16 protein-coding genes are annotated in these 16521 nt (G+C 32.4%); 11 read left to right on the top strand and 5 right to left on the bottom strand.

The genetic code is table 11. The features are described from left to right. Nucleotides 1-59 precede the first annotated feature (59 nt). The 4 genes from C8D80_RS01515 to C8D80_RS01500 all read left to right on the top strand — a co-directional run bounded on the left by C8D80_RS01515 (nt 60) and on the right by C8D80_RS01500 (nt 2341). Nucleotides 60-584 (top strand): hypothetical protein, encoded by a 525-nt coding sequence (locus tag C8D80_RS01515; RefSeq protein ID WP_133606654.1) that lies wholly within the window; start codon nt 60-62, stop codon nt 582-584. A gap of 126 nt (nt 585-710) precedes the next feature. Beyond that, the gene (locus C8D80_RS01510; RefSeq protein WP_133606652.1) at nt 711-1052 is read left to right on the top strand and encodes a hypothetical protein; all 342 of its coding nucleotides are present in this window, start codon (nt 711-713) and stop codon (nt 1050-1052) included. Nucleotides 1053-1156: 104 nt separating this feature from the next. Next, complete coding sequence (locus tag C8D80_RS01505; RefSeq protein ID WP_133606650.1) at nt 1157-1777, top strand: hypothetical protein; 621 nt, start codon at nt 1157-1159, stop codon at nt 1775-1777. Between the two features lie 114 nt (nt 1778-1891). Further along, entirely contained in the window at nt 1892-2341 is a 450-nt protein-coding gene (locus C8D80_RS01500) for an SRPBCC family protein (RefSeq protein WP_133606648.1), read from the top strand. A gap of 53 nt (nt 2342-2394) precedes the next feature. Here the strand turns inward: C8D80_RS01500 and C8D80_RS01495 are convergent, their stop codons facing one another. The 3 genes from C8D80_RS01495 to C8D80_RS01485 all read right to left on the bottom strand — a co-directional run bounded on the left by C8D80_RS01495 (nt 2395) and on the right by C8D80_RS01485 (nt 6432). Continuing rightward, the gene (locus tag C8D80_RS01495; RefSeq protein WP_133606646.1) at nt 2395-2982 is read right to left on the bottom strand and encodes a hypothetical protein; all 588 of its coding nucleotides are present in this window, start codon (nt 2980-2982) and stop codon (nt 2395-2397) included. A gap of 136 nt (nt 2983-3118) precedes the next feature. Then, nucleotides 3119-4159: a PLP-dependent cysteine synthase family protein gene (locus C8D80_RS01490; RefSeq protein WP_133606644.1), complete on the bottom strand. Its 1041-nt coding sequence runs from the start codon at nt 4157-4159 to the stop codon at nt 3119-3121. A 137-nt stretch (nt 4160-4296) separates the two neighbouring features. Beyond that, the gene (locus C8D80_RS01485; RefSeq protein ID WP_162845021.1) at nt 4297-6432 is read right to left on the bottom strand and encodes a S9 family peptidase; all 2136 of its coding nucleotides are present in this window, start codon (nt 6430-6432) and stop codon (nt 4297-4299) included. Nucleotides 6433-6496: 64 nt separating this feature from the next. On the opposite strand from C8D80_RS01485, the gene C8D80_RS01480 reads away from it, so the two are divergent. Beyond that, on the top strand, nt 6497-6820 hold the full coding sequence (locus tag C8D80_RS01480; RefSeq protein WP_133606641.1) for a YbaB/EbfC family nucleoid-associated protein: 324 nt from the start codon (nt 6497-6499) through the stop codon (nt 6818-6820). On the opposite strand, the gene C8D80_RS01475 is transcribed toward C8D80_RS01480, so the two are convergent. Continuing rightward, complete coding sequence (locus C8D80_RS01475; RefSeq protein ID WP_133606639.1) at nt 6813-7586, bottom strand: sulfite exporter TauE/SafE family protein; 774 nt, start codon at nt 7584-7586, stop codon at nt 6813-6815. The genes C8D80_RS01480 and C8D80_RS01475 overlap by 8 nt on opposite strands. A 2-nt stretch (nt 7587-7588) precedes the next feature. Further along, nucleotides 7589-8614, bottom strand: a complete 1026-nt coding sequence (locus tag C8D80_RS01470; RefSeq protein WP_133606637.1) for a threonine aldolase family protein — start codon at nt 8612-8614, stop codon at nt 7589-7591. A gap of 47 nt (nt 8615-8661) precedes the next feature. Between C8D80_RS01470 and prfB the strand changes: the two genes are divergently transcribed. The 6 genes from prfB to C8D80_RS01440 all read left to right on the top strand — a co-directional run bounded on the left by prfB (nt 8662) and on the right by C8D80_RS01440 (nt 16467). Beyond that, a protein-coding gene (gene prfB, locus C8D80_RS01465) for a peptide chain release factor 2 (protein ID WP_133606635.1) occupies nt 8662-9757 on the top strand; the annotation gives its coding sequence in 2 pieces (ribosomal slippage) (nt 8662-8724 and nt 8726-9757; 1095 coding nt in all). Between the two features lie 125 nt (nt 9758-9882). After that, a complete protein-coding gene (gene lpxD / locus C8D80_RS01460) occupies nt 9883-10881 on the top strand; it encodes a UDP-3-O-(3-hydroxymyristoyl)glucosamine N-acyltransferase (RefSeq protein ID WP_133606633.1) in 999 nt (332 codons plus the stop codon). Nucleotides 10882-10908: 27 nt separating this feature from the next. Continuing rightward, nucleotides 10909-11313 carry an inner membrane protein YiaA gene (gene yiaA, locus C8D80_RS01455; protein ID WP_133606631.1) on the top strand — a complete coding sequence of 135 codons (405 nt, stop codon included), beginning with the start codon at nt 10909-10911 and terminating at the stop codon, nt 11311-11313. A gap of 98 nt (nt 11314-11411) precedes the next feature. Then, on the top strand, nt 11412-13040 hold the full coding sequence (locus C8D80_RS01450) for an acyl-CoA carboxylase subunit beta (RefSeq protein ID WP_133606629.1): 1629 nt from the start codon (nt 11412-11414) through the stop codon (nt 13038-13040). A gap of 72 nt (nt 13041-13112) precedes the next feature. Next, nucleotides 13113-14780, top strand: coding sequence for an RluA family pseudouridine synthase (locus C8D80_RS01445; protein ID WP_133606627.1), 1668 nt, complete (start codon nt 13113-13115; stop codon nt 14778-14780). 67 nt (nt 14781-14847) lie between these two features. After that, the gene (locus tag C8D80_RS01440; RefSeq protein ID WP_133606625.1) at nt 14848-16467 is read left to right on the top strand and encodes a M1 family metallopeptidase; all 1620 of its coding nucleotides are present in this window, start codon (nt 14848-14850) and stop codon (nt 16465-16467) included. The last annotated feature ends 54 nt before the right edge of the window (nt 16468-16521 follow it).

Raw genomic sequence — 16521 nt, 5'->3', positions numbered from 1 at the left:
TACTTTAGAGACATACTCTGAATGATAGTAAATGAATTAATCTTGTAAATATTTTGCAAATGAAAAACTTAATTAATTATTTAAACAAACATGGCGTTTTTGTAATTCTACCTTTTTTCACATATTTAGTTTTCATCATATTCCAAAAAGAATTTAATGAATTTGAAAGATATTTTTTTGGTTTTTTCTTTTTTTTCACACTTTTATTAAGCAACTTTTATTTTATTACTTTTCATACCGAAAAAATACATCAGCATTCAGAAAATAGTCAAGGAAGATTTAAATTCTTAGCTCACACTTTAGGAATTGTTTTCTTCTTATCTCTTACTTTCGCATCATATTATTGGTGTTTATATGATTACAATAATGAAAACTTTATAAATGTTAAAAATACAAATCACTTCTTAGAGTTTTTATATTATAGTTTTGGCATTTTTATTATGAATAATTCAAGTGAGATACAAGCAAATAGCCTATATGCCAAACTATTCGTAGGAACAGAAATGCTAACAGCATTTATTACTTTAATTTTAATTTTAGCAAATTTTAAAGATTTGAAAACTAAAAAAGGAAATATTAATTAATAAGTTGTTTTATAAAATCTAATAGCGCGGAATTGCATTCCGTGTACACAAAACAAAAAACAATCCTTTTTTTCGTAAACCGCGAAACGTTAGAAGTTAGTTTAAAATCAAAATTATAAACACAATATGAATAAACTAAAACCACAAAAGCATAAATATTTAAGTAAGTCTGTTAAAATTTATAAAGTTTATGGAATTGGACTTTTAGTTGCCATATTTACAAGTATAATTATAAAACCATTTGTTAAAGAATCATACTTTATTCTGGATTTTTTAAATGGTTTCCCTATTCTATTAATCATATTGTTAGCTCCTATCGGAGTATATTATAGTTGGAAAAGTTATAAAGAAAAAGAAAGTAATTCTATTACACGTTTAAAATATTTCCTTGGTCATTTTATTTTTTGCTTATTAGCATTTATTTTAATTCTCGTAATTTTGTCCGATTTGAAAGATGCTTTTAAATAAATTGAAAATCTTAAAAAAACCCGATAGCGCGGAATTGTATTCCGTGCCCACATAAAAAAACAATTAAAAATTCGTAACTTAGTGTATTCCTAAACTTTACGATTATGAGAGTTATTTTTATTATTATCTTACTCTTAACAATTCAATCGTGCGCTACTAAAAAGTATACTAAGAAGCAACTACTTCCTGATGGAATAAAATCTGCAATCGAAGAAAAATATGTAGTAGAAAATAATCAGAAAAAACTTTTGCATAAAAAAGAAATGGTTTTTACTCGAAATGGTCGCATCAAATACTCCAAAACTGTCGATTCGTTAGGTAATCTATTGCAAGAAACCGAAAAGAGATTATGGTTTGTAGTAGAATTGTATCCTGATAAAGAACCTTATTATTGTAAAACACGTTGGAAACCTAAACAACGAGAACGTATCAGCTGTTACACTAAAAAACAATACAAAGAAAATGAAGCCATTTATTATTATAATTCTGATGGAACATTAAATAAAATAGAAGATAATTTTGAAACGTTCCACACACAGCATTTTTATTACAGTAATAAAGAACTTTCTAAAATTGTAATCAAAGACAAAAATGATACACTTATTGATGAAATTTCAATAAATTGTGTGGCAAAAGATGAAAAAGGAACTTGTTTAAAAGAAATCAGAATTTCTATCAAAACAAATAACAAAGAAGAGATATACTTAACACCCAAATATGATTAATCTTTACAGCCAATAGTTCGGAACTGCACTACATGCCACAAAACAAAAAATCTCTATTTATAATTCATGATCAAACCCAATTATTTTTTTTTCGTAAATTAGTAACAAAAAAGTATGGCAGATAATTTTGTATCGTTACATCGTGTAGTAACGGCTCCACCTGAAAAGGTATTTCGTGCATTTACAGAGAAAAATGCAATGGCTTCGTGGGTTCCACCGTATGGTTTCTTGTGTGAAGTTCATAGTATGGAGGTAAAAATTGGAGGTAGTTTTAAAATGTCGTTCATCAACTTTACAACCGGTAACGGACATTCTTTTGGAGGAACTTATCTCGATGTCAAACCCAACGAATTTTTAAAATACACTGACACTTTTGATGACCCCAACTTACCAGGCGAAATGACAACTTCGGTTTGGTTAAAAGAAGTTTCGTGTGGTACAGAAATCAAAATACTACAAGAAAACATTCCCGAAATGATTCCTACTGAGATGTGTTACTTGGGTTGGCAGGAATCTTTAGAAAAACTAAAGAAATTAGTAGAACCTAATATTCCAGATAATTAAAAAATAAAAATCCCAATCTTACAATTGGGATTTTTTTATATCTAAAACAAAAATTACTCAACTGATTTCAATTCAAACCCTATTTTTAAAAGTAAAAAAGGAATAATTGAAATTACATTAGAATAATCAAGCATGAATTGGAATTTTTGAGTGGATAAAAACCAAATCAATAGCCCTAAAACTATTGAAATATGCAGGATTATGATTCCATTTGAAGCTACACTTTTTGCTAGTATTTTATCAATTTTACTTTGATACAAATAAATTTCTCTAGCAATAATGGTTAGTAAACTAAAGTTAAAAATCTGATTTTTAAAGAGTAAAACCGAATAATTCAATCCTATTAAATCCATTTGCTTCCAATCGATTAAGATGCCAAATAAAACAACGATAAATATAAAATAAACACCTAACAAGAAGAATCGCTCTTTATTCTGCTGCTGAAATTGAATTGGATTTTCAATGTTTTCTTTCTTAAAACGATACGCTACTCTATCAAAAACCGTTCGTATGAATTCATCGAACCAAAACAAATAGATGATATAAAAAACCGTAGTTTCTTTATTAATTATCTCAACAATTGTAAATGCTGTTATTAATGCAAGCGAAATGCTCTTTACTGCTATATTGGTTAGCTTCACGTTATACTGTTTTAAAATGTAACATCGATGTATTATAAAATTACGATTTATTTTTTAATTAATGTAGACTTTAAAAAGCGTGAAACAAAAAAATCCTGAGCTTTCACTCAGGATTTCTTCTATATCTAAAATCAAATTACTTGATAATTTCAATTTTTAAAGCTTCTTCTTGGTTAACCGAATCAAAGAAACCTTGCTCGTTCATCCAATCATCGCTAAATACTTTACTCATGTAACGTGAACCATGATCAGGGAAAATGATAACTACTTTACTGTTTTCATCAAATTCTCCTTCTTCAGCATATTGCTTCACTGCTTGAAAAGCTGCTCCAGAAGTATATCCTACGAATAAACCTTCTTTCTTAGCTAATTCTCTTGTAGTGTGTGCACTTTCTTCATCTGAAACTTTGATAAATTTATCAATGATATCAAAATCGGTAGCTGTTGGAATTAAGTTTTTACCTAAACCTTCAATACGGTATGGATAAATTTCAGCGTTATCAAATTCTTTTGTTTCGTGGTATTTTTTCAAAACCGAACCAAAAGCATCTACTCCTAAAACTTTAATGTTTGGATTTTGCTCTTTTAAGAAACGTGCTGTTCCTGAAATAGTTCCTCCAGTTCCACTACACGCTACTAAGTGTGTAATTTGACCGCCTGTTTGTTCCCAAATTTCTGGTCCTGTAGATTTATAATGTGCATCAACATTTAACTCGTTGAAATATTGGTTAATATAAACCGAACCTTTAGTTTCCTCATGTAATCTTTTAGCAACATTGTAGTAAGAACGCTCATCATCAGCTGAAACGTGTGCTGGGCAAACATATACCTTAGCACCCATTGAACGTAACATATCAATTTTATCTTTCGACGATTTTGAACTTACTGCTAAAATACAATCATATCCTTTGATGATACTTACCATTGCCAAACTAAATCCAGTGTTTCCTGAAGTAGTTTCAACAATTGTATCACCTGGTTTTAGGATACCTCTTTTTTCTGCTTCTTCAATAATATATAATGCAATACGATCCTTGGTAGAATGTCCTGGATTAAAGGCTTCAACTTTTGCATAGAAATTACCCGTTAAATCAGCTGAAATTTTACTCAGTTTGATTAATGGTGTATTCCCTATTAAATCTAATACACTATTATAGGCTTTTATTTCTTCTTTCATATGAAGATACTGTTTGTTTTAATGTTTCCAAAATACTATGCGTTACTAGCATTTATTGTATTTTATACTTGATTTTTTGTTTTTTAGGCGCTTTTTGACACCTCCAAAACCTTGCAAATTTAACAAAAAATTTTGAACTACTTCTTAATTTTTTCTAAATCTAATAAAAATGTAAATTCCTTAGCTAATTCTTTAAGTGCTTCAAATCGTCCTGAAGCTCCTCCATGTCCTGCATCCATGTTAGTATCTAAGAATAATTGTTTGTCATTAGTTTTCATAACACGCAATTTTGCCACCCATTTTGCAGGTTCAAAATATTGTACTTGCGAATCGTGAAGCCCTGTAGACACATACATATTTGGATAATCTTGCTTTTTAACTTGGTCGTATGGCGAATACGAAAGCATGTAATCATAAAATACTTTTTCGTTCGGATTTCCCCATTCATCATACTCTCCAGTAGTCAACGGAATTGTATCATCTAACATGGTAGTAACCACATCTACAAACGGAACTTGTGCAATTACTCCGTTGTACAATTCTGGCGCCATATTAACAATTGCTCCCATTAGCAAACCACCAGCTGATCCACCTTCTGCGTACAAATGTGCTGCCGAAGTGTATTTTTCTGCAATAACAAATTTTGAACAGTCAATAAAATCGGTGAAAGTGTTAATTTTCTTTAAAAGTTTTCCGTTCTCATACCACTCTCTTCCTAAGTCCTCTCCTCCTCTAATGTGCGCAATTGCATAGATAAATCCTCTATCCAATAAACTCAAACGAGTTGATGAAAAATACGGATCCATAGTAGCTCCATACGAACCGTAAGCATATAATAACAATGGATTTTTACCGTCTTTTTTAATACCTTTTCTGTAAACAATTGAAATTGGCACTTTAGTTCCGTCAGTTGCTGTTGCCCAAATTCTTTCTTCGATGTAATTGTTCTTATCGAATTTTCCACCCAAAACTTCTAGTTCTTTCAATACTTTTTTCTCCTGAGTACTCATATTGAAATCAATCACAGAAGATGGTGTTGCCATTGATTGGTAACCATAACGTAAAATTTCAGTATCAAAATCTACGTTAGTAGTTGTGTATGCTGTATAAGTTTCGCTTTCAAATGGTAAATAGTACTCGCCTTTTCCATTCCATGGACGAATTTGAATTTTATTTAAACCATTTGAACGTTCTTCAACAACTAAATAATCTCTGAAAATTTCAATTCCTTCTAACAAAACATCTTTTCTGTGTCCGATTAAATCTTTCCAGTTTTCAGCTGAAGTAGCTGTTTCTGGTGTTTTCATTAATTTGAAGTTCGTTGCTTTGTCTTTATTAGTAACGATGTAAAAACTATCGCCATAATGCGAAATCGAATATTCTAATCCACGAGTTCTTTTTTGGAAAACTCTAAATTCTCCATTAGGATTTTTAGATTCCAAAATTTGATATTCAGAAGTCAATGTACTTGATGAACCAATCACCAAATATTTTTTAGATTTTTCTTTGTAAACAAACGTGTTGAACGTATCGTCTTTTTCATGAAAAACCAAAATATCAGCAGAAGATTCTGTTCCTAATGAATGTTTGTAAATTTTATCGGAACGTAAAGTTTGTTGATCATTTCTTGTGTAGAATAATGTTTTATTATCGCCAGCCCAAGTAGAACCTCCCGAAGTGTTTTCTATTTTTACAGGAAGAATTTCACCTGTTTCTAAGTTTTTAATTTGAATCGTATATTGTCTTCTCGAAACTAAATCTACTCCAAACGCCACCCATTTATTATCTTCACTTACATTTAATCCAGATAAGTTGAAATAAGCGTGTCCTTTTGCCATTTCATTACAATCAAACATGATTTCTTCTTTGGCATCTAAACTTCCTTTTTTACGAGAATAAATTGGGTAATCTTTTCCTTTTTCGAAACGAGTAATATAGTAATAACCATTGTATAAATAGGGAACCGAACTATCATCTTCTTTAATTCTTCCTTTCATTTCCAAAAACAATTCGTCTTGAAATTGTTTAGTATGAGCCGTTGATTTTTGATAATATTCGTTTTCTTTATTTAAGTAATCAATAACTTCTGGGTTTTCTCTTTCGTTTAACCAATAGTAGTTATCAATTCTTTTATCACCATGTTTTTCTAAAGTTTTTGGAACAATCTTAGCAACTGGTGGCTGTAATTTATCAGACATTTTTTTTGTTTTATTTTGACTGTGAACTGGAGCAAAAATAACACAACCTAAAAGGAAATACGTGATTTTTTTCATGAAGTTTTACAATAATTATTAACTGCTAATTTACTATTTTTGTCGGAATAAAAAAATAAAAATTATGTTTGGAGATATTATGGGCATGATGGGTAAACTAAAAGAAACCCAACAAAAAGTAGAAGAAACAAAGAAGCGTTTAGACTTTGTTTTAATCGATGAAAAAAGCGCTGATGGCTTGCTTGAAGTAACGCTTACCGCTAACAGAAAAATCAAAAACATTACCGTAAGTAATGATTTACTTCAAGACAAAGAAATGTTAGAAGATTATTTAGTTAACGTTTTAAATAAAGCTATCGAAAAAGCTACAAACGTTCATGAAACGGAGTTAGCCGCTGTGGCAAAAGAAGGCATGCCAAACATTCCAGGAATGGATATGTTTAAATAATTCCCATTCCTAAAGCAATTGCTACTAAAAGCAATAAAACAGCAACAAAAACTTGGATAAATTTTAGGGTAACTTTCTTTAAAAGTTGGTTACCCAAATACGCTCCCGTAATAGCACAAAGCGTTGCCGAAATCAACAATACTTTATTTTCATACAAAGTATAAGTGGTGATTTTTGAAGCATAAACACTCAATCGAGTAAAATCGATAAACATTGAAACTACAATTCCTGTGGCGATAAAACTTTCTTTAGACAAACCCGCTTTAATCAAAAACGCACTTCGCAAAGCACCTTGATGTCCGGAAAGTCCACCGAAAAATCCGCTTAAAATTCCACCTAAAGGCAATTTATCTTTTCCAAATTCCAATTTACTTAAAAACGGAATCAAGTCTAAAAGAGCAAAAATCACTAATAAAATGGCAATGATGAATTTCACTGGAAAAACGTCTAATTGTTTTCCAAAAAGCGAATAACTAAACAAAGGTTCTAAATCGGAAATTTGTAATAACAACCCCGAACCAACAATAGCAGCAATAATTGCAGGAATTCCGAATTTTAATAAAACTTCTTTATTCGCATGTTTTCCAACCAAGAAAAACTTGAATAAATTATTGGCAAAATGAACCAATCCACACAACCCAATGGCAATATCAATAGGAAAGAAAAGCATAAAAACCGGAGTCAACAAAGTTCCCAATCCAAAACCCGAGAAAAAGGTTAGAATAGCGGTTAAAAAGGCTACGATTGAAATTATTACTATTTCCAAAATTAAAAAGTTAGTTTAGAAAATACTTCCATTACATATTCGTGCATCACTTCTTTATAATCCAAATGGGTTACAATACGAAGTTTTCCATGTCCCATAGAACTAATCGCAATCCCTTTTTGTTTCAATTTTTCCATGAAAAGCTTTTCATCAACTGATGGTTGCAATCCAAAAATCAAAATATTAGTTTCCACAGGTTCCACATTGGCAACCCAAAGCATTTTTTCTAATAAACTACCTAATTCTTTAGCTCTTCTATGATCAATTTCTAAACGACTGATGTTGTTCTGCAATGCAAATAATCCAGCTGCAGCCAAATATCCCGATTGACGCATATTTCCACCAAAAATCTTTCTAATGCGCAAAGCACGATGCATATCTTCTTTACTTCCTAATAAAACCGAACCAACAGGCGCTCCTAATCCTTTCGATAAACAAACCGAAATCGTGTCAAACAATTCACCAAACTGCTTTGGATGTTGTTTTTTTGCTACCAAAGCATTCCACAAACGCGCACCATCTAAATGATATTTCAAATTATGGTCGATGCAAACTTGCTTAATTTCTTGTAAAGGTTGTAAGTCATAACAAGCGCCACCACCTTTATTGGTTGTGTTTTCAATACTCACTAACGAAGTTAAAGGCGCGTGATAAAATTCGGGGTCATTAATACCGTTTTTAACTAAATCCGCCGTTATCATACCGCGATTTCCATCAACCAAACAACATGAAACGCCACTATTAAACGAAGCTCCGCCTCCTTCGTAATGATAAATGTGTGAGTATTTATCGCAAATTACTTGTTCACCAGGCTGAGTATGCAACTTAATCGCTGTTTGATTTGCCATCGTTCCCGAAGGAAAAAACAAAGCGGCTTCCATCCCAAATAAATCAGCCAAAGTTTCCTCTAACTCATTGACTGTTGGGTCTTGTTTATATACATCATCACCTACTTTAGCATTAAACATAGCGTTTAACATCTCAACGGAAGGCTTGGTTACGGTATCACTTACTAAATTTATTTCCATAGAATAAAAAAGAATAGCTATTTTTGTTGTGTAAAACTACAATATTTATGATAAATACAGAACAAGTCAGAGATATTATTGATCGCCTTGGTGCGTTAAGGAGGTATCTTTGACATTGATGCCAAAACGATTGAAATAACTAACGAGGAAGAAAAAACCTTCGCTCCCGATTTTTGGAACAATCCAAAAGAAGCCGAAATCATTGTAAGAAACCTACGTTCTAAAAAGAAATGGGTGGAAGATTACAATAAAGGAATTGAATTCTCTGAAGAACTTCAGATTATGATGGATTTCTTCAAAGAAGGAGATGTCACAGAAGAAGAAGTTGAAACACTTTACCAACACACTTTAAATCACATTGAAGATTTAGAATTTAGAAACATGCTTTCCGATGAAGGAGATAGCATGAGTGCTGTATTGCAAATTACGGCTGGCGCTGGTGGAACAGAAAGTTGTGACTGGGCTTCCATGTTAATGCGAATGTATTTAATGTGGGGCGAAAAACAAGGCTATAAAATCAGAGAATTAAACTTTCAAGAAGGCGATGTGGCTGGAATTAAAACGGTTACCTTAGAATTTGAAGGCGATTTTGCTTTTGGTTATTTAAAAGGTGAAAACGGTGTGCATCGTTTGGTTCGTATTTCTCCTTTTGATAGTAATGCAAAACGTCATACTTCATTTGCTTCGGTTTATGTGTATCCTTTGGTGGATGATTCTATCGAAATTGAAATCAATCCAGCAGACATTGAAATCATTACTTCGCGTTCGAGTGGTGCTGGTGGGCAAAATGTAAATAAAGTAGAAACCAAAGTACAATTATTTCACAAACCTACAGGAATTCAAATTCAGTGTTCAGAAACGCGTTCGCAGCAAGACAACCGCCAACGAGCGATGCAAATGTTGAAATCACAGTTGTACGAAATTGAGCTTAAAAAACAACAAGCACAACGAAGCGATATCGAAGCTGGAAAAATGAAAATCGAATGGGGTTCACAAATTAGAAACTATGTAATGCATCCGTATAAATTAGTTAAAGATGTTCGTTCTGGATATGAATCGAGTGATGTTGAAGGAATTATGAACGGTGATATCGATAATTTCTTAAAAGCCTATTTAATGATGATGGGACAAAAAGAAGAATAATTCAGATAAATCTAAAGCTTATAAATCCGAATTTCAGTTATTGAAATTCGGATTTTTTTATACAATATTTAAAAAAACTAAAATCTTTTTATATTTTAGACAAAATTTACCAATCAAACTTAAAAATGAAACAATTTACAATCGAAGAAATCAACGAAGTTCTAAAAGGAACAATCGTGGGTTCAATAACAACAAAAATTACTGCACCTGAACAATTAGAAGTAGCTAATGAAACTGAAATTTCGTTCATTGGAAACAAAAAATACGAAAAGTTTTGGGCTTCTTCAAAAGCTTGTGTTGCAGTTGTAAATGAAGATATTTCAATCGAACCAGGAGAAAATAGAGCCTTTATTAAAGTAAAAAATGCGGATTTAGCTATGTCGCAAGTTTTATCGATTTTTGCTCCTCCTCCACCCGTTTTCAAAACAAATATTCATCCAACTGCTAGCATTGACGATACAGCTCAAATTGGTGATGGTGCAAAAATTGGGGCAAATTGTTATGTTGGTCCAAATGTAAAAATTGGAGAAAACTCTATTTTGTATCCAAATGTAACCGTTTTAGACGAGTGTACTATTGGTAAAAATACTACCATTTGGTCAGGAGCTGTGGTTAGAGAACGTTGTCATATTGGAAATGATTGTATCATTCATCCAAATGCAACCATTGGAGCAGACGGATTTGGTTTCCGTCCTGATCCTGAAAAAGGATTGGTAAAAATTCCTCAAATTGGAAATGTAATTATTGGAAACAATGTAGAAATTGGTGCAAATACTTGTGTTGATAGAGGAAAATTTAGCTCTACGGTTTTAGGAAATGGCTGTAAAATTGACAATCTAGTTCAAATCGGACATAATTCTAAATTAGGAATGTTCTGTATTATGGCAGGAAACAGCGGATTAGCAGGTTCGGTAACGCTTGGAAATGGTGTAATTATTGGCGGAAGTGCTTCAATTAAAGACCACACCACCATTGGAGATGGTGCTGTTATTGGTGCAGGTTCTGGTGTAACTGGAGATGTTGAAGCTGGAAAAACGCTATTAGGTTATCCTGCAATTGATGCTAAAGACGCTTTAAGACAATGGGCAATTTTAAAAAGAATGGTAAACGAGTCCAAAAAATAAAGTCATAACAACAATAAATTTTAATATATGTATCAAAAACCTTCAGCGGCTTTTATTGCTGCATCTTGGATTGCATTAGGCACTGGAATGATTGGTTATTTAATCGGATTATTCAGAGCAACTATGCTGTTAAATGAAAAAGGATATTACTTCACCGTTTTAATGTTTGGACTTTTCGCTGTGGTTTCTTTGCAAAAAAGCGTGCGAGACCGTTTAGAAAATATTCCGGTGACCGATTTATATTACGGAATTTGCTGGTTCGCTACTATTTTATCAATCGTTTTACTAATTGTAGGATTATGGAATGCTACTTTACTCCCAAGTGAAAAAGGGTTCTACGCTTTTTCGTTTTTGCTATCCATTTTTGGAGCCATTACTGTACAAAAAAACACAAGAGATAGTCAAGCTAGAGATACAAATTCTCAACAATAAAAATTAACATTAGTTAAATTTATTTGAAATCCATCTAAAGAATTTATTTTTCAGATGGATTTCGTATTTTAGCCAACCAATAAAACAACAAAACCCAAATGGACATTAATTTCAATAAAAACGAAGATCATAACAAACTTTTACTTTCCGATTTAAAAAACCGATTTGCTCAAGTTAAATTAGGTGGCGGACCAAAACGTATCGAAAAATTACATGCTGAAGGAAAAATGACAGCACGTGAACGAATCGATTATCTTTTAGATGAAAAAGCAAAAAGCATTGAAATTGGTGCTTTTGTTGGAGATGGTATGTATAAAGAACACGGCGGTTGTCCTTCTGGAGGAGTTGTTGTAAAAATCGGATTTATTTCTGGCAAACAATGTATTGTAGTGGCTAATGATGCTACAGTAAAAGCGGGTGCTTGGTTTCCAATTACCGGAAAAAAGAACCTTCGTGCACAAGAAATTGCCATGGAAAACCGCTTACCTATTATCTATTTAGTGGATTCTGCAGGAGTTTATTTACCAATGCAAGACGAAATTTTTCCAGATAAAGAACACTTCGGTCGTATTTTTAGAAACAACGCCATTATGAGCAGTATGGGAATTACCCAAATTGCCGCTGTAATGGGAAGTTGTGTCGCTGGTGGTGCCTATTTACCAATTATGAGCGATGAAGCCATGATTGTAGATAAAACCGGAAGTATTTTCTTAGCTGGTAGTTACTTAGTAAAAGCTGCTATTGGAGAAACTATTGATAATGAAACACTTGGAGGAGCAACAACACATTGCGAAATTTCAGGTGTGACCGATTATAAAGCTAAAGATGATAAAGATGCTTTAAACAGAATTAAAAGTATCGTAGGCAAAATTGGTGATTTCGATAAAGCAGGATACAATCGTGTGAAAGCAGAAAAACCAGCATTAGAACCCAAAGATATTTACGGAATTTTACCAAAATCAAGAGCTGATCAATACGATATGTACGAAATCATCAAACGATTAGTAGATAATTCAGAATTTGACGAATACAAAGGCGATTACGGAAAAACCTTAATCACAGCCTACGCTCGCATCGATGGTTGGGCAGTTGGAATTATTGCTAACCAACGTAAAATCGTGAAAAATGCCAAAGGCGAAATGCAGTTTGGTGGAGCTATTTATTCAGATTCTGCTGATAAAGCGACACGTTTTATTGCCAATTGTAACCAAAAGAAAATTCCTTTAGTATTCGTACAAGATGTTACTGGATTTATGGTAGGATCAAAATCAGAACATGGCGGAATTATAAAAGACGGAGCTAAAATGGTAAACGCGATGGCGAATTCAGTAGTTCCTAAATTTACTGTAATTGTTGGAAATTCATATGGAGCAGGAAATTATGCCATGTGTGGAAAAGCTTATGACCCAAGATTAATCTTCGCTTGGCCAAGTGCTGAATTAGCGGTTATGGGAGGAACACAAGCGGCAAAAGTATTAGCACAAATTGAAGCTTCTTCTTTAAAAGCAAAAGGAGAAGTAATTGATGAAGTAAAAGAAAAAGAATTATTCGACAAAATCAAAGCACGTTACGACGAACAAGTTTCGCCTTACTACGCAGCTTCTCGTCTATGGACAGATGCTATCATTGATCCATTAGAAACCAGAAATTGGATTTCTATGGGAATTGAAGCAGCTAACCACGCTCCTATTGAAAAACAATTTAATTTAGGAGTGATTCAAGTATAAAAAACAAAATTTAAAAACTTAATAACCACGAATACACGAATGTTTATATTTGTGTATTCGTGGCTTTTTTTTATGAAAAAAACAATCTTCCAACCCTTCAAAACCAATATTTCAGGTATTTCCTTACCCGAAAAATTCACGTTTCCTTTTTATTACGAACCGCATGAGTTGAGCATCATTGCTTCAAATGAATTACAAGCGTATTTAGAAACACAAACCGATTTTGAACATAACTTTGGTTTACAAGAAAATCAAGAAGGTTTAGTGATTGGAAAAATGTTTGGGGTTTTGGTTTGTAAAAATCAAGAAGGAGAATTAGGCTATTTATGGGCTTTTTCTGGAAAACTGGCGGGTGTGAATCACCTTCCCCACTTTGTGCCAACGATTTTTGATATGTTACACGAAGATGGTTTTTTTAGAAAAGAAGAAGAAGTTTTAAATGCAATCAATCGTCAAATCGAAATTTTAGAAAATTCAGACGAACTTCAAAGCAAAAAAAATCAATTAGACGGTACTAAAATTGAAGCTTTAACCGATATTCAAAACCAAAAGGATAAAATCAAAAGATTGAAGGTTGAACGCGATGAAAAACGAATTTCATTCACCAATTTAACTTTATCTGAAATTGAACAATTAGAATTAGAACTTTCCGAACAAAGTAAAAAAGAGAGCATTTTACTCAAAAAAATGACCAAATATTGGAATTTTCAAATCGAAAATGCACAAAAAGAAGTCAATTTACTTTTAGACAAAATCAACCAACTTAAAGAAGAACGTCGTTTAAAATCGGGTACTTTACAACAAAAATTGTTTGCTGAATATTCGTTTTTAAATCAATTTGGTGAACGAAAAAGCATTGGTGAAATTTTCAACAATAATCCGCCTGCTGGAGCTGGAGAATGTGCTGCTCCCAAGTTATTACATTACGCTTTCGAACATAATTTAAAACCTATTGCTATGGCTGAATTTTGGTGGGGACAATCGCCAAAATCGGAAATTCGTAAGCACAAACAATTTTATCCGGCTTGTAAAAGTAAGTGCGAACCCATTTTATTATCTCACATGCTAAATGGTTTGGATATGGAGGCAAATCCATTTCAAGAAAATCCAGCGGAAGGAAAAAATATTGAAATAGTTTTTGAAGATGAGGTTTTAGCTGTGATTAATAAACCTGCTGAATTTTTATCTGTTCCTGGAAAAATCATATCGGATTCTGTTTACCAAAGAGTGAAAGAATTATATCCAAATGCAACCGGACCATTAATTGTGCATCGTTTAGACATGTCGACTTCGGGATTGATGTTAATTGCAAAAGACGAAGAAACCTATGCGAAATTGCAAAGTCAATTCATTAAAAGAACTATTAAAAAACGATATGTTGCTTTATTAGATGGTATTTTTGAAGAAAATGAAGGCTTTATCGATTTACCTTTACGAGTAGATTTGGACGACCGACCTCGACAATTAGTTTGTTACGAACATGGAAAACCAGCACAAACAAAGTGGGAGAAAATTGAAGTTAGAAATAACCAAACTTTGGTATACTTCTATCCTATTACGGGAAGAACGCATCAATTACGAGTACATGCTTCACATGAATTGGGTTTAAAAACTCCAATTGTAGGCGATGATTTATATGGAAAAAAAGCCAATCGTTTGCATTTACATGCAGAAAGTTTGACTTTTGAACATCCCATTTCAAAAGAAGAGCTTATTATTACTGTAGCTTCAGAATTTTAAAATTTGATGTTTTTGTAACATTTTTTTCAATTCAAACTCTTATATTTAGATTTTGAAATCAACACCTATGAAAAACAGTTTTTTAGTTATCCTCACATTATTAGGAATACAACAAATTAATGCACAATTTACCCGTCGTGATTCATTACAAGGTGGACTACGCATTGAAAGAACGTCATATGATGTAAAACGTTATGATTTAAACATTACCATAAATCCTGAACAAAAAAGCATTAAAGGATTTAATGAAATAACTTTTGACGTTGTAATTCCTACTCAAAAAATTCAATTAGATTTATTTGAAAATATGAAAGTGGATTCAATTGTTTGGAATGCTAAAAAATTAAATTACAAACGCGATAATGATGCCGTTTTTATTGATTTTCCAGAAAAGTTAGCTTCAAGATCGAATCATAAATTAAAATTTTACTATTCGGGAAATCCAAGAATTGCCAAAAATGCTCCTTGGGATGGAGGCTTTGTATTTTCAAAAGACAAAGCCGGTAAAGACTTTATAGCCGTTGCAGTTCAAGGAACTGGAGCTAGTCTGTGGTATCCGGTAAAAGATTCACAAACAGACGAACCAGACAATGGAGCTTCAATCAAAGTAGCTGTTCCAAATGGTTTAATGAATGTTTCAAACGGTCGTTTTTTAGGTTCTCAAGATTTGAAAAATGGTTACACGCGTTGGGATTGGGAAGTTAAAAATCCTATTAACAATTACACGATAACGGTAAATATTGCCGATTATGTTCACATTCAGGATAAAATGCCTGATTTAGACTTAGATTATTATGTCTTAAGAGAAAACGAAGCAAAAGCTCGCGAACATTTTATGGAAGTGAAGCCGATGATGGAATGTTTTCAGTCGAAATTTGGTCGCTATCCGTTTTGGGAAGATGGCTACAAATTAGTAGAAACCCCTTATTTAGGTATGGAACACCAAAGCGCTGTTGCTTATGGCAATAAGTACAAAAAGGGTTATATGGGATTTGATTTATCGGGAACTGGCGTTGGTATGTTTTTCGATTATATTACGATTCACGAAACAGGTCATGAATGGTTTGGAAACAGCATTACTAGTATGGATATTGCCGATATGTGGATTCATGAAGGATTTACAACATACTCTGAAACAGTATTTATTGAGTGTATAAAAGGCTATGATGATGCTATGAAATACATTAATGGCCAAGCTAAAAATGTACGTAACGACAAACCAATTATTGGACAATACGGAGTGAACAATGAAGGTTCGGGTGATATGTATTACAAAGGTTCATTATTATTAAACACATTAAGACACATTATTGGCGATGATGAAAAATGGTGGAAAATGGTATATGATTATTCAGAAACTTTCAAAAAGAAAATTATTACTTCTGATACTGTTATTGACTACTTTAACAAGGCTTCTGGTACAGATTTAACACCTGTATTTAGACAATATTTGTATACCAATCAACTTCCTATTTTTATCTATAAAATCAAAGGAGACTATTTATATTATTCATGGGACAATGTAAATGAAGACTTTAACATGCCTATTGATATTGGTTTTGAAGACAAAAAAATCAGGCTAAAACCAACATTAAAAGAACAAAAAATTAAACTAAAAAAACTTAGCAAAAAGAGTTTTCAAATTTATGATAATCAGTTTTATGTTAAAATTAAAGAAGACAATTAGTCTTCTTTTTTTTATTAATTTATGTTTTAATTAACGTTACAAAAAAATCATAAT

This window comes from Flavobacterium cheniae (assembly GCF_004363695.1).
Lineage (GTDB): Bacteria > Bacteroidota > Bacteroidia > Flavobacteriales > Flavobacteriaceae > Flavobacterium > Flavobacterium cheniae.
This window is presented reverse-complemented; position numbering and strand designations above follow the sequence as displayed.